A 13,819-nucleotide genomic window follows, 5' to 3' on the forward strand; every position below is an offset into this window, starting at 1 on the left:
GTTCAGTTGGTCATATCCCCGATTTCTTGTAGGATACTGTTGGCGAATGGGGGGTCAGACCCCCTATGTGGAATCAGAATCTAGAATCAGAATGGGAGCAACTGCTATAAAGTGCGGGCGTGCCCTCTTGACAAAAACATCTTTTATCTGACTGATGCGATGGTGGTATGGGGGATGTGCGCTCAACCCCATGCGGTAAACAGGCGATCGGACATCACCCAATCCGGTAAACAGGCGATCGGACATCACCCAATCCGGTAAACAGGCGATCGGACATCACCCAATCCGGTAAACAGGCGATCGGATATCACCCAATCCGGTAAACAGGCGATGCCATTTGAAAAGCAATAGCCATGAATGAAATGGTTTCAAATCGGGAAACCCTTGTTTAGCAAGAGATACAAGTTTTAGTGCCGACCGGAGCGAGCGCACGGTGTGGCTCTGCATACTGGGGAGTGTATTCGGGAATTCTGGCTCCTGTCCTCTGCCCTGTACCGGGTTCGTTGGGTTTAAGACCCCCAACTCATGTGAAGGTAGGTGGCTACCGTTGAGGAGGGGGTATTACTTTTCATATCAAGTTCGGCTAATTGCCCATAATAAAAATTTCTCCCTTGTCCCCGTGTCTCCGTGTCTCCGCGTCAGTCCCAACTATGGGTATGCAACCGGACATGATATCATTGGGCAGCCCACAAAACGTCGGCATTACCAACTAGGCAATTGAAATTAGACCAAACAGGTATGAATGTCTGAATGTTTTCATTGCTGAATTAAATGAGAAAAAATTGGGTTTGGCGTGATTTTTTCAATAGTTTGATTTATGTAATCAGCTAATTTTTTGGTGCTGATGGAATTTCTGGTCAGTGATAAATTAAGCCAGTTCAGCACGCAGGGCCGCAAATGAACTTTTGCGAGTCAAAGCTTTAGTTGGACGAATTGACCAAGCAAAAAAACGAGCTAAATTAATTGCACAAGCAGTGGCGATATGCTGTAGATGTGTTTTCACTAGTCCATAATATCGAGTCCGACGCAAATCAAATCGAACAATGCCTTGAGAGATCGTACCCTCAACACCAGCGCGACGTGCGTAGCGGCGCTGAAACTCTGGAGTTTGTTGTTGTTGGCGACGCTCCGCAACGTGCATCAAATTCCGCACGCGGTCGCAACTTAATTTTTCGCGGCGCAGTTTTAGCATTGGTACAATCACTTCTCATTGGGCATTTCTCACAAGTCTTACGGTCAAAGACAACTTCAATTAAGGGATTGTGATTGCAATCACGAGTTGGACGCCAAATGCGACTGCTTGAACCCATTGGACATTGAACAACTTGTTTGTCCCAATCAATGATAAAGGCACTCACATCAAAACCCGTGTTTAATTTGGCTTGCCACGACCTATTCATAGCCACAGGACCAACAACAGAAATTTGATAATTTTCATGGCTTTCTACTAATTGGTAAGCATCCACATAAGCCGCGTCCACATAATGCTCTTGTGGGAGCAAATCTTTGGCAGCCAGTTGCTCATGAACTACCGAAGTTACTTCCCCATCTGGAGTGGTAGCAGTTGTCGTCACTACATTAGTGATGAAATTTGGGGTCTCCTCATCACAAGTTTCTGTGAAATGAACTTTATATCCTGTCCAATTGATATCTCGCTTGCTACTATTACGTGCGTCTATATCATAGGGGGATTCTATACAAATCGAATTCGGTGGCAATCCGATTTTGTCAGGATTTCGCCAGACTAATCCACTGGTATTAAATGTATACTGCTGAATCCATATCTGTCTTAAGATTTCTACACTTTCGAGTTGCTGCAATTCTCTTTTTTCGCTTGAGCCAAACCAAGTTTTTTGCAGTAAATAATGCCCATCAAATCCTATTTTTAGCGCTAACTCCTCCCGCTCACTTTGACTTTTTGGTAATCGATAATTATCAAATCTCCAGCTATAATGCTCAAACCATCTCTCACTAATAATCAGAGTTAACCATTCTGGCTCTACCGCCGCAATTTCGTTGAGCGCGGCTCTCAATGCTTCTCCCACTAACTCTAACCTATTAACTTGACGTATTGTTGCTAACACTTGAGTTGAGTCTGTTCGTTGCTTACCACGCTGCTTGATGAGTTTTTTTTCTTGAAACCTCACCAACATTAAATCCAACAGTTTGTTCGATAATCCATGCTCACATAATCGGCGGCGAAACTCGCTCAAAACGCTACAATCAAATCCCGAATCTGTTAACTCTAACCCCAACACATATTTCCAATCTATCCGACTTCTGACTGCATCTGCGGCTTGACGATCTGTTAATCCCTCTGTAAATTGCATCACCGTCACCAAGGCTAACTTTCCTGGTGATATTGCTGATTGACCACACACCGCCGGAAATAGCTCTTGAAACTCTCTATCAGAGTAGATACTTCCGATCTCATCATACATATGCATATACATATTACCCTTGGGGAACGATGCACGTGCTACTTGCACTGTTTGTTGTGGTATCTCCCATTGATTTTTTGGATGCAGTACCATACTCAGACCTCACCACTGACTTCTGTTGTCATCTTTTCATTCTGACTTTTCAAAGGACACGAATGGAAGTCAAAACCCCCTGATTCTCTCATCAAAGTCCATAACCCCATATTTCTTCACCAATGTAGTTTCCACAGCAGCCCACCCTTTGTGGGCTGCCTTTTTCAAAGGGCATCGCCTGTTTACCAGGTTAGGTGATGTTCGATCGCCTGTTTACCGGGTGAGGTGATGTTCGATCGCCTGTTTACCGGGTGAGGTGATGTTCGATCGCCTGTTTACCGCATGGGGTTGAGCGCACATCCCCCATACCACCATCGCATCAGTCAGATAAAAGATGTTTTTGTCAAGAGGGCACGCCCGCACTTTATAGCAGTTGCTCCCATTCTGATTCTAGATTCTGATTCCACATAGGGGGTCTGACCCCCCATTCGCCAACAGTATCCTTGTAGAAGTCGGGGATCTAGGTTACCCAATTGATAATGCCGAATAAAATAGCACAAATGCCTGCACTTAGGGGAACTGTGATGAGCCATGCTGCAGCAATCCCTTGGAGTGTTTTAAACTGAACGGACTTTGCATCTTTTACCAATCCAATGCCAACAACGCCACCGACGAGAGCATGAGAAGTAGACACAGGTAACCCGATTCGTGAAGCAAGTAAAATGGTGGTAGCAGTTGCTAGTTCAGCACAGAATCCGCTACTGGGTTGTAGGGCAATAATACTTTCTCCTATGGTGGCAATCACTTTTTTACCCCAAACAGCTAAACCAGCTACAATACCAACACCACCAATAACTAAAATCCATAGGGGAATATCAATACCGTTTAGGGGTACTGTACCAGTACGATTGATATAGACAATTGTCGCCAAAGGTGCTATGGCATTGCCAACATCATTGGAGCCATGAGCAAACGCTACAAAACAAGCACTTAATAGTTGAAATCTAGCGAATAATTCTTCAACGGGATTTTGAAATTGGGGATGATAACTTTCCTTCTCTCCTCTCGTGTCTTCCAACTGTCGCCAACTGTAGAACGTGAGACCAACGGCTGCTAAAGCACCACTGGCTAAGGAAATATCATGTGCGGGTATTTTGAACCCAACTTGTGTTATCAAAAAATTTGCTATTGGTTGAGTGACTGATGGTAAAACAATAACACCAAAAACTCCTAGCAAAATTGCACTCAACCAAGGAATCCATTCGTTTAAGGGTATCAGTGGGTTTGGTCGATCTAGAATCCAATACTTAATTTGACTGTAGAATAAAGCGGCGATCGCACCACTAATAATTGGGGTAACAATCCAGCCGATAGTAATTCGTCCAATGGATAACCAATCAATAGCATTGACTCCTAACGCAACCCAACTAAATCCGGCGATCGCACCTACAACTGCATGGGAAGAAGAGACAGGTAAACCCCGTGATGTGGCTATTTGCAACCACAAACCACAAGATATAAGAACTGTTAACATTCCAGTCACTAGTGTCTGAGGTGCATTGACAAATAAAGCAGGATTGGCAATTTTTGTTGCCAGAGTTTGTGATACTTCATGTCCAAAAAGAACTGCACCCGTAAATTCTAATATCCCTGCAATTATCAGGGCTTGTTTCAATGTCACGGCTTTGGAGCCTACTGATGTTCCCATTGAGTTAGCAACATCATTTGCTCCTAAATTCCATGCTAGGTAGAAGGCGAGAATTGTTACTAGAATAAGCATTTTTGTTAGTGGTTAGTTGTTAGTTGTTGGTTGTTAGTTGTTAGTTGTTAGTTGTTAATATTAGCTACTAACCACTAACCACTAACTACTATCTACTAACCACTAACTATTAACTATCAATATTTTGTAAGTTTCCGGAGTCGGTGCGATCGCTCTTTCTACGGCTGCTGACAAATCTTGTAATGGGATGCGATCGCTAATCAAAGCTTGTACGTCAATGCGCTTATTAAACACGATATCAGCTGCTAAACTTTGTAGTCGATATGATGAACTGTAGCTACCCATCAAATCTATTTCTCTTCTATAAAGAAGATTGGGATTGATGGAAATTTCTACTTCATCGGGAAATTCAGCGAAAAAGAGAATTTTGCCACCTTTGCGGGTACAGTCGAGGGATTGGAAGAACGCTTTTTCACTGGGGACAGCAAGCAGAGTGACATCAACTCCCAAACCATTGGTTAGGGCATGAATCTTTTCTGGTAAATTAGGATCGCGAGCATCAAATGCTGCTTCTGCTCCCACATTCAAAGCTTTTTCCATTCTCGAAGGCAGTAAGTCGGTAGCGATCGCTCTTGCTCCAAAATACTTCACCAACATGATAAACATCAACCCAATTGGTCCAGCACCAGTAATTAAAACTGTTTGACCTGGGGCAATTTGAGCTTTTTTCACTGCTTTAAGACAGCAGTTAGTTGGTTCTACAAAACTTGCTTGTTCAAAACTCACATTATCGGGAATGGGAATTAACCCACCGTTTCTGACAATATGACCGGGAACTTTAACGTACTCAGCAAAACCACCTCCACTAGGTGCAAACCCTGCCGTAGTACAGATATTTTTGTAAGTATCGCACATGGAAAAGTTATCATTTAAGCAATAAGCGCAACGCATACAAGGTATGTGATGCATAACTGCTACCCTTTGCCCAATCTGCCAGCCTGTGACCTCAGAACCGATCGCTGCTATAGTTCCCGCAGTTTCATGTCCAAAGATACGTGGTGGTTCGTACAGGGGATAACGAATTTTTTTGATATCAGATTGACACAATCCCACAACTTGCACTTGAACTAAGACTTCATCAGGTTCCAGTGTAGGTACGGGAATCTCTTCGTAAGATAGCTGATTGACGCCTCTAAAGACCTGTGCTTTCACTTTGATTTTTCACCGCTCAACGATATTAGATCTAACACTCTTCGGTGAATTTTGTACTACGAAATACAGTTTCAGTTTTTGTAGTTCCTGCATCTTGCAGTCTTGTATCAGGGACGGGCAAGATGCCCATCCCACAAGAACTATGTTTAATACAAGTGAGACTACACCGTGTATTTATACTTGGTTATAATTAAAATACTGTACGTTCGCTCATTTTTGAAGAGAGAGAGGAAATAATACCTTATGGTTCAAGGAAAAAACCATTATCTGGATCTAATTGTGCTGATACCATGTAATACTTGGAAAAGGCGTTCTTTTTTTAATCGCTTTTTTTCTGAGTTGGTGTTTCCTCATCTGGTGGAGAAACTTTTCTCCTCATCGTAAAATCCCTCATCTTGCAGAAACTCAGTAAGCTCTTGAAGAGCTTGCCGACGCTTAATATCTCGTTGTTCTTTATATTTCATTAAATCTCGAAAAAGAACCCTTCGATGTGTTCCGACTTTAATGTAAGGAATATCTTCTTGTTCGAGTAACTTAATTAAATAGGGACGTGAAACATTGAGAAAATCTGCTGCTTGTTGTGTCGTCATTTCACAATTTTCTGGAATTATAGATATAGTTTCACCTTTCACAAAAGATTGAACGATGTAATGCAATACCTGACGCAGTGACTCGGGAATATCAATTTGTTCTCCGTTGGCTCCTACTATTTTGGCAATGTTACCTTCTGTTCGCAAGATTTGCTCTAATTGCTTGAGAGTTTGAGCTTCTTGCTCTTGCGCGACTGCGGACTCTAGCGATGCAGTAGTCCCTAATATGATGGTCATACTCAGTATCTAAAAATTTTTCCTAAGTTACAATTATTATTGTATTACATAAACGCAATAATCGAAAAACTAACAACAAAGGACGACAAGGAAATTGCGTTATCATTACAAAAACTAGCCATTTCATGCTTACAGCTAAAGGGAGTTTCCGCCGTGTTTGCTCTCGTTTCACCTGAAAAAATCCAGCTACCACCAGGAGCTGTTATACGGTTATCTGCTACGTGGGAAGAGTATCAAATATTATCTCAACAACGAGGTGACAGTTCTATCCCACGTATGAAATACCAAAACCAGGAAGTTCTTCTCATGTCTCCCCTTCCCAAGCATGGACGTGATGCTCACTTAATCGCCCATATCATTACAACTTTGTTGGATTACACTGGTCGCGAATATGATGCGTTTACCCCAGTGACGATAGAACTTTCAGAAGAAAGCGGTATTGAGCCTGATTACTGCTTCTACATTGATAATTGGGAAACTGCATCAGGCAAAGAGCGAATTAACTGGAGTATCGATCCTCCTTTTGATTTGGTACTGGAGATTGACGTAACTAGCTATTCCGATGTCAATGATTACCTTCCCTACAAAGTTCCCGAAGTTTGGTTTTTTAAGAAAAAACAGCTTTCTATCTATCAGTTACAAGGTACAGAATATATTCTCCAAACTCAAAGCGTCTATTTTCCAGACATCAATATTCATGATGTCATTGCTAGATGCTTACAAATTGCGTATGAGCGAAATACAAGTGCAGCAATCCGCGACCTTAGGCAACAATTAGAGGTAGGGAATGGGGAGTAGGGAGTAGGGAGTAGCGCAAAATCCATGCATCTAAAATCCAAAATGGTACTCAGTTATCTACCAGAAAGTCAGGAATGGTTAATCAGACATATACAGCCGATGTTTTAGTAGTCGGAGGCGGGACAGGAGGAACCGCAGCTGCTATCCAAGCAGCACGACGGGGGGCAAAAACTATTTTGGTGAGTGAATTTCCTTGGTTGGGGGGAATGCTCACTTCAGCAGGAGTATCAGCACCGGATGGGAATGAGTTGGAAGCTTTCCAAACAGGGTTGTGGGGTGCTTTTATACAAGAATTACAACGCCGTCAGCCACTTGGGTTAGACAACAGTTGGGTTAGCTTCTTTAGTTACGACCCCCGCATTGGAGCAGAAATTTTTGCAGATTGGGTACAAGAGTTGCCAAACTTGCTTTGGATCGCAGGACAAACACCGTTGGAGGTCATTCAACAAAATAACTGCGTTGGCGGTGTCCGGTTTGTAGATTTTACTGTCAATGCTAAAGTGACTCTTGATGCCACAGAGTTGGGGGATTTGTTAGCTTTAGCTGAAGTCCCTTACCGTTGGGGTTGGGAGTTGAGGTCTGAATGGGGAGAAAATAGCGCTCCAGCATTATTTGATTATCTCACAGAAAAATATCCAGTGCAAGCCCCCACTTGGGTAGTGGTGATGCAAGATTTTGGTGAATCTGTTGCTCCTGAAATCCCAAGTGCGCCAAATGACAACCCCTCACAATTTACTGGTGCTTGGGATGACTACGGTGCAGAACAATTTTTGAATTACGGGCGCTTACCTGGGGGTCTGTTTATGATTAACTGGCCGATTCATGGTAATGATTACGGTCATGGCGTCGAGCGAGTCATAGCATCATTAGAGATGCGACGCGAGTTTCTCCAAGAATGTCTTTGGCACAGCCAAAATTTTGCCCGTTTTATCCAAAATCAACTCGGTCCTCGCTACGGTTTAGCCAATGACATTTTTCCTCAATCCTCAATCCAAAATCCAAAATCCAAAATCCAAAATCCCACCAGCGCCTTCGCCCTTCACCCCTATTACCGGGAAAGCCGCCGCCTCGTGGGACTCACTACCATACGAGAACAGGATATTTTGCCAATTGCTGGAGGTAGAGTTGCGCCGTTACATGAGGATACCATTGCTATTGGGAACTATGCTAATGACCATCATTATCCCGGTGTAAAATTTGAACTCCTTCCTAAATCTATTCGCTGGGGAGGACGTTGGACGGGAACTCCTTTTACAATTCCTTACCGTTGTCTTGTTCCTATAAAAACAGATGGTTTATTAGTGTGTGAGAAAAATATTTCGGTTTCTCATATTGCTAATGGCTCGACTCGATTGCAACCTGTAGTTATGGGTATTGGTCAAGCTGCTGGTATGGCAGCGGCTTTGTGTATTGAGTTAAATTTAAGTCCTCGCGATCTGCCTGTAAGAATCTTGCAAGAGGCTTTATTGCGCGATCGCCACCATGCAGCTGGCATCATTCCAATATTTAACTTACCACCTGATTCTCCGGATTGGTTACATTTGCAACTGTATTATTTAGATAATCCAGAAACATATCCGAAGAGCGGCAATTGCCCCCACTTATCGCCTCCTCAGGACTTTTACTGTGATGGCGATTCTGTTAATTTAAGAAACATTGATTGTTTCACAGGGCTTTTTCATCGCCAAGCTCAGCAGGATTATAAATTTATTATTATTTTGCCAAGGAATTACCAGGGGCAAACTTGGCAGATTGTGACGTTGCGATCGCACATTGACGAGCAGTTGCAAACATATCTTCATGGGCAACTACTCAAAATTTGGGGTCGTTTTAACCGTGCGGGAAATTGGTTACTAGTTGAACATATCGATTGCTAACAAGGTTTTTTTGCGGTAAAAAACAATACTCTTAAATAAATTATCCGGATGCACAAAAGAAAACTCAGTATCAGTGAAATGGATAGTTCAAAAATAAACATTCATTATGCGTGCAGCTGTTTCACTTTTAATCGTAGGTTTCCTGTGTAGCTCCTTTGCTATTAACAACCAAGTACCTAACACTTTCTCATCCAAATATGATTCGCCACAATTGATTTTGGCGAGAGCGACAAGAAGAAGCTCAACCTCACAACCTGGAGGCTCTAGACGTTCACCTTACAGAGGTAGTGGACGTAGAGAATTAATGGAATTTATCAGTACTACGCAATCTGATGTCTAACAACTGCAAGTTTATGCCAGTTCTTGGGGCGGCAGAGACCTTGTAGCAAGGGAATAAGAGTACGGTAATCCAGGGTGTTATGCTTACTATCCGATACGCACCCTCCAAAGCAAAAAAGTCACATTTGGATTGTTAGACATTTAAGTAATATTTTGGGGTTTTACCAATTATTTTGTATACTAAGTGAGCAGTAAATCTTGCATCAATGCCAAGTCCAATTGCTGTCAGTAGAGCAAGTATTTAAAGCTCTTCAAATACACAGAGAACTCCTATTGCAACTTTTTGGTTGCTTGGGAGCAGCCCCACGGCACACCACCCGCTACGAATGAAAGAAACACTCTTTCACCTACTCCCTACTCCCTATTCCCCACTCCCCTGTTATCGCATAGTTTGGTTTTTTCTTACGAACTTACTTAAGTGTGCAAAAAAAGAGGGTGGCTCAATCTACCACCCCATGTCAACAGTAAAGTTATTAGAAACACTTAAGCTGCTTTGCGAGCAATCAAATACTTGCTCATGAAGTGAACTTGTGTCTCAATATTCACAAAACCTGCTTGTTTCAATCGCTCTACCAGGTTATCAGTGATGTAATGCTTGTAGTAAGGTTCATGGAAAGTTTCGTGGAAGTTTTCCATTAACGGTTCCAGTTCTGGGGAATCACTTATTTGAATTGAGTCACAAATTATAAAAACACCACCTGGTTTTGTGACCCTAAAGCATTCTTCAATAACCCGTTGACGAGCTGTTGCAGGTAATTCATGAAAGAGAAAAACAGAGGTGACAGCATGGAAGTAGTTATCTACGTAAGGTAACTCTTCCGCATTTGCCTGTAAGAGTTGGGGTAATTCCCCAGGTATTTCAGACAAAAGCTCATTTGCCTTCCGCAGATATGCTGGTGACAAATCTGTACCAAACAGAGATGCTTGAGATAAAGTGGCTCGAATCATCCTTAAAGTGCGACCAGTTCCGCAAGCTACGTCCAAAACACGTACTTGACGAGGGGCTAAGTCTTTGAAAACTTCTAACCCTTTTTTCAAGGGAGCAAGAATGCGCCGTCGCATGGTATCTGCTGAACCTTGAAACAGAATTTCCACCTGCAAATCATACAGATTGGCTGATAAATCACTCAAGTAGCCATTGGTTTGGTGATGGAAGTTTTGGACGTAGTAGCTGGGATAACCGTTGATATCTACTTCAGGGGTAAAATCTTGGTATTTCCTTTGGTTCGCCCTATCCCAAATTTGTGGTAAATCAAGCCATATCAGAGGATAGTACCGGAAAAAGTCTTCCCAAGGGTTATCGAACAACAAGCTTTTAGGGTACACACCCCGTCCTGCATCTTCCCAATCAACTTCTAGCAAATTATTTAGCCTTTTTTGAAATTTCAGTAAAACCTCACTGGGAATGGACTGAGATATGCCTTCTTGAGGGAAGATGAACTTCTTTAGGCGGATACTTACGATTTTATGGGTTAGACCAAAATAATTCTTGCCTTGCTGAAAAGTTTGATAGGTCAGTTTGGTTAAAGTGTCGGACATGAGAATTTCCTTTAATTAAGTTTTTAGAATATATCTTTACATATTTTAAGTATTTGTAACTTATATCTCATAAATCTAAAGAAGGGTTTACAGCTTAAAAAGACCACTTTTGGATCTGTTAAATTATTAAGTTTTATTAAAAATTCTATTTCGTAACTTTAGATACAGAATGCGTGCTATCTTAAAAGTATGGAACTATGTCAGGCAATATTGACATTTATAAATAAAAAACCATTAAGGAGGATTTAGGTATGTCTACACAAGAAAAAGCACGTGCTCTTATGATGCGTCATTATCAGTTGATTAAGAATCGTCAACAATCCATGCTGGGTCGTGCAGGCGAAGAGTTAGGTCTTCCTGGAGAAGTTTCCCACTATTGGAACCCAACTCAAGGCAAAATTGACCCCTCTGCTCGCATGACTTACGATTCCAGTAATGCGTCAATGAGTTAGGGAATGGGGAATGGGGAATAGGGAATAGGCAAGAAACAATGCCCAATCCCCAATCTCCAATAAAAAACCACCACTAGCGGGTGGCTTTGTGTTGATTGGATCCCCGACTTCTTTAAGAAGTCAGGGATCTAAGTATCTTGCAGGAGTCCCTAAAAATTAAACATCGTAATAGAGAGAAAATTCGTAGGGATGAGGACGTAAGCGCATTGGGTTCACTTCATTGTCCAACTTGTAGGAAATCCAAGTTTGGATCAAGTCTTCAGTGAATACACCGGGTTCGGTTAAGAACGTGTGGTCGTTTTCTAGTGCTTCCAACGCGAGTTCAAGAGAACCTGGAGTTGAAGGAACTTTCGCCAATTCTTCAGGAGAAAGTTCGTAAATATTCTTATCCAAAGGTTGACCGGGGTCAATTTTGTTCTTGATACCATCTATCCCAGCGCATAACATAGCAGCGAATGCCAGATAGGGGTTAGAAGTCGCATCAGGACAACGGAACTCCAAGCGCTTGGCTTTGGGGTTAGTACCAGACAATGGAATCCGAATCGAAGCGGAACGGTTACCTTGAGAATAAGCCAAGTTTACTGGTGCTTCGTAACCGGGTACTAAGCGCTTGTAAGAGTTGGTAGTGGGGTTAGTGATTGCAAGCAATGCAGGTGCGTGTTTGAGAATACCGCCAATGTAGTGCAGCGCCATATCACTCAAGCCAGCATACTTGTCTCCAGCAAACAACGGTTGACCATCCTTCCAAATAGATTGGTGGGTGTGCATGCCAGAGCCGTTGTCTTGGAAGACTGGCTTGGGCATGAAGGTAACGGTTTTACCATACTTCTTAGCAACGTTCTTGATGACGTACTTATAAGTCAACAACCAATCAGCTGCTTCAATCAACTTTCCAAAACGGAAACCCAGTTCACACTGACCGCCAGTAGCAACTTCGTGGTGGTGCTTTTCAATTGGCACTCCGCACTTTGCCATGGTGAGCAGCATTTCTGTCCGCATATCTTGTGAGGTATCCGTAGGCGCAACTGGGAAGTAACCCTCTTTGTAGCGGGGTTTGTAACCCAGGTTGGGACCTTCTTCTCTACCAGAATTCCAACGACCTTCAACCGAGTCTACATAGTAGTAGCCTGAGTGTTGGTTTTGGTCAAAGCGGACATCATCAAAAATGAAAAATTCAGCTTCAGGACCAAAGAACGCTGTATCGCCAAGACCAGTTTTCACCAGATAGTCAACTGCTTTCTGGGCAATCACGCGAGGACAACGGCTGTACCATTCATCCGTGCGAGGTTCCTTAATGCTACAGATAATACTGAGCGTTGGTTCTTGCATGAAAGGGTCGATCCAGGCAGTGTTTGGATCGAGTACCATCGCCATGTCCGATTCGTTGATGGCTTTCCAACCCCGGATACTAGAACCGTCGAAAGGTACGCCGTCCGTAAAGGAAGTCTCATCGATTTGGTTTTGGTAAAGCGTCAAGTGCTGCCAAATCCCTGGCATATCGATGAATTTCAGATCGATCATCTGAATGTTGTTATCCTGAATCATCTTCAGGACTTCTTGTGGGGTTGTCATGGTTACTCCTTAGGCTGCCGATTTATCAATAGTAAAACCAGAGTGTTCAATGTTTGCTGAAGAAAGCTCGCTAACTGCAAATCCATCAGACCCCTGGAATATCCTAGAAACAGGACATTAGTAGATTTTGTATTGTTTACTACAAAATGTCATTGAGAAGCATGACATTTAATTTTTATTTAAATAATGGTCACTGGTCACTGGTCACTGGTCACTGGTCACTGGTCACTGGTCACTGGTCACTCCCTCTTAAAAAAGTTCACCCCGCAAGGGACAACTTTGGCATAGAATCCATAAATAGCGCACAGATTGTTTTTGTGCTGTGGCTTCTTTTAATAAGTGGCGCAAAAAGATGCCGATTGCGAACAGCAATCAGATAAATATCAAACCATAATAGGATTGATTGGGAGAAAAAGGAATGCGGGATGCAGTAACTAGCTTAATTAAAAATTATGACGTTGCTGGACGTTATTTTGACCGGAATGCCATAGACAACCTCAAGTCGTATTTTGAAAGTGGAACAGCACGGGTTCAAGCTGCTGCGTCTATCAACTCAAATGCGGCGTCAATTGTCAAGCAGGCTGGTTCTAAATTATTTGAGGAACAACCTGAGTTGATTCGTCCGGGTGGAAATGCTTACACAACTCGTCGTTATGCGGCTTGTCTCCGTGATATGGACTACTACCTGCGCTATGCTACCTATGCTCTGGTTGCAGGTAGTATGGATGTTCTAGATGAGCGCGTGCTGCAAGGGTTGCGGGAAACTTACAATTCTTTGGGAGTTCCCATTGGTCCTACTGTTTTCGGTATCCAAATTATGAAGGATATTGTGAAGGCGCAAGTGGCTGCAACAGGTGTGAGCGATACTACCTTTTTAGATGAGCCGTTTGACTACATAACCAGAGAGTTAAGCGAAAAAGATATCTAAACAGTGACCAGTGACCAGTGACCGGTGACCAAGTGACCAAGTGACCAGTGACCAGTTTCTCTGTTCGCTGTTTTACTGACT

General features: G+C 42.7%; 12 protein-coding genes and 1 pseudogene. 5 read left to right on the forward strand and 8 right to left on the reverse strand.

The window, feature by feature from the left end; all coding sequences use genetic code 11:
• Window positions 1-63: 63 nt before the first annotated feature.
• The 6 genes and pseudogenes from WA1_RS55385 to WA1_RS25730 form a co-directional block, all read right to left on the reverse strand.
• Complete coding sequence (locus WA1_RS55385) at window positions 64-246, reverse strand: hypothetical protein (RefSeq protein ID WP_148662648.1); 183 nt, start codon at window positions 244-246, stop codon at window positions 64-66.
• A gap of 622 nt (window positions 247-868) precedes the next feature.
• Window positions 869-2,534 (reverse strand): annotated as a pseudogene (locus WA1_RS25715) (IS1182 family transposase).
• Window positions 2,535-2,747: 213 nt separating this feature from the next.
• Window positions 2,748-2,897, reverse strand: coding sequence for a hypothetical protein (locus WA1_RS57270; protein ID WP_158516608.1), 150 nt, complete (start codon window positions 2,895-2,897; stop codon window positions 2,748-2,750).
• A gap of 97 nt (window positions 2,898-2,994) precedes the next feature.
• Window positions 2,995-4,254, reverse strand: a complete 1,260-nt coding sequence (locus WA1_RS25720) for an inorganic phosphate transporter (RefSeq protein WP_017747015.1) — start codon at window positions 4,252-4,254, stop codon at window positions 2,995-2,997.
• A gap of 102 nt (window positions 4,255-4,356) precedes the next feature.
• Window positions 4,357-5,406, reverse strand: a complete 1,050-nt coding sequence (locus WA1_RS25725) for a zinc-dependent dehydrogenase (protein WP_017747014.1) — start codon at window positions 5,404-5,406, stop codon at window positions 4,357-4,359.
• A gap of 350 nt (window positions 5,407-5,756) precedes the next feature.
• Window positions 5,757-6,233, reverse strand: coding sequence for an excisionase family DNA-binding protein (locus WA1_RS25730; RefSeq protein WP_017747013.1), 477 nt, complete (start codon window positions 6,231-6,233; stop codon window positions 5,757-5,759).
• A 153-nt stretch (window positions 6,234-6,386) separates the two neighbouring features.
• On the opposite strand from WA1_RS25730, the gene WA1_RS25735 reads away from it, so the two are divergent.
• The 3 genes from WA1_RS25735 to patX all read left to right on the forward strand — a co-directional run bounded on the left by WA1_RS25735 (window position 6,387) and on the right by patX (window position 9,248).
• Window positions 6,387-7,031: a Uma2 family endonuclease gene (locus tag WA1_RS25735; protein ID WP_017747012.1), complete on the forward strand. Its 645-nt coding sequence runs from the start codon at window positions 6,387-6,389 to the stop codon at window positions 7,029-7,031.
• Between the two features lie 74 nt (window positions 7,032-7,105).
• Window positions 7,106-8,908 carry an FAD-dependent oxidoreductase gene (locus WA1_RS25740; RefSeq protein WP_017747011.1) on the forward strand — a complete coding sequence of 601 codons (1,803 nt, stop codon included), beginning with the start codon at window positions 7,106-7,108 and terminating at the stop codon, window positions 8,906-8,908.
• Window positions 8,909-9,014: 106 nt separating this feature from the next.
• Window positions 9,015-9,248, forward strand: a complete 234-nt coding sequence (gene patX / locus WA1_RS61820; RefSeq protein ID WP_419183596.1) for a heterocyst-inhibiting protein PatX — start codon at window positions 9,015-9,017, stop codon at window positions 9,246-9,248.
• 482 nt (window positions 9,249-9,730) lie between these two features.
• Here patX and WA1_RS25745 read toward each other — a convergent pair whose 3' ends face one another.
• A complete protein-coding gene (locus WA1_RS25745; RefSeq protein ID WP_017747010.1) occupies window positions 9,731-10,786 on the reverse strand; it encodes a class I SAM-dependent methyltransferase in 1,056 nt (351 codons plus the stop codon).
• 251 nt (window positions 10,787-11,037) lie between these two features.
• Between WA1_RS25745 and gifA the strand changes: the two genes are divergently transcribed.
• Window positions 11,038-11,238, forward strand: a complete 201-nt coding sequence (gifA, locus tag WA1_RS25750; protein ID WP_017747009.1) for a glutamine synthetase inactivation factor IF7A — start codon at window positions 11,038-11,040, stop codon at window positions 11,236-11,238.
• 156 nt (window positions 11,239-11,394) lie between these two features.
• On the opposite strand, the gene glnA is transcribed toward gifA, so the two are convergent.
• Entirely contained in the window at window positions 11,395-12,810 is a 1,416-nt protein-coding gene (glnA, locus tag WA1_RS25755) for a type I glutamate--ammonia ligase (RefSeq protein ID WP_017747008.1), read from the reverse strand.
• A gap of 418 nt (window positions 12,811-13,228) precedes the next feature.
• Between glnA and apcB the strand changes: the two genes are divergently transcribed.
• Window positions 13,229-13,738: an allophycocyanin subunit beta gene (gene apcB, locus WA1_RS25760; protein WP_017747007.1), complete on the forward strand. Its 510-nt coding sequence runs from the start codon at window positions 13,229-13,231 to the stop codon at window positions 13,736-13,738.
• Window positions 13,739-13,819: the final 81 nt, after the last annotated feature.

This window comes from Scytonema hofmannii PCC 7110, from assembly GCF_000346485.2.
Taxonomy (GTDB): Bacteria; Cyanobacteriota; Cyanobacteriia; order Cyanobacteriales; family Nostocaceae; genus Scytonema; species Scytonema hofmannii.

Excerpts from the sequence above, each read along its gene's own strand:
- patX (WP_419183596.1), top strand. The coding sequence starts at position 9,015 with ATGCGTGCAGCTGTTTCACTTTTAATCGTAGGTTTCCTGTGTAGCTCC.
- WA1_RS25720 (WP_017747015.1), bottom strand. The coding sequence starts at position 4,254 with ATGCTTATTCTAGTAACAATTCTCGCCTTCTACCTAGCATGGAATTTA.
- glnA (WP_017747008.1), bottom strand. The coding sequence starts at position 12,810 with ATGACAACCCCACAAGAAGTCCTGAAGATGATTCAGGATAACAACATT.
- WA1_RS25740 (WP_017747011.1), top strand. The coding sequence starts at position 7,106 with ATGGTTAATCAGACATATACAGCCGATGTTTTAGTAGTCGGAGGCGGG.
- apcB (WP_017747007.1), top strand. The coding sequence starts at position 13,229 with ATGCGGGATGCAGTAACTAGCTTAATTAAAAATTATGACGTTGCTGGA.
- WA1_RS25730 (WP_017747013.1), bottom strand. The coding sequence starts at position 6,233 with ATGACCATCATATTAGGGACTACTGCATCGCTAGAGTCCGCAGTCGCG.
- gifA (WP_017747009.1), top strand. The coding sequence starts at position 11,038 with ATGTCTACACAAGAAAAAGCACGTGCTCTTATGATGCGTCATTATCAG.
- WA1_RS55385 (WP_148662648.1), bottom strand. The coding sequence starts at position 246 with ATGTCCGATCGCCTGTTTACCGGATTGGGTGATGTCCGATCGCCTGTT.
- WA1_RS25745 (WP_017747010.1), bottom strand. The coding sequence starts at position 10,786 with ATGTCCGACACTTTAACCAAACTGACCTATCAAACTTTTCAGCAAGGC.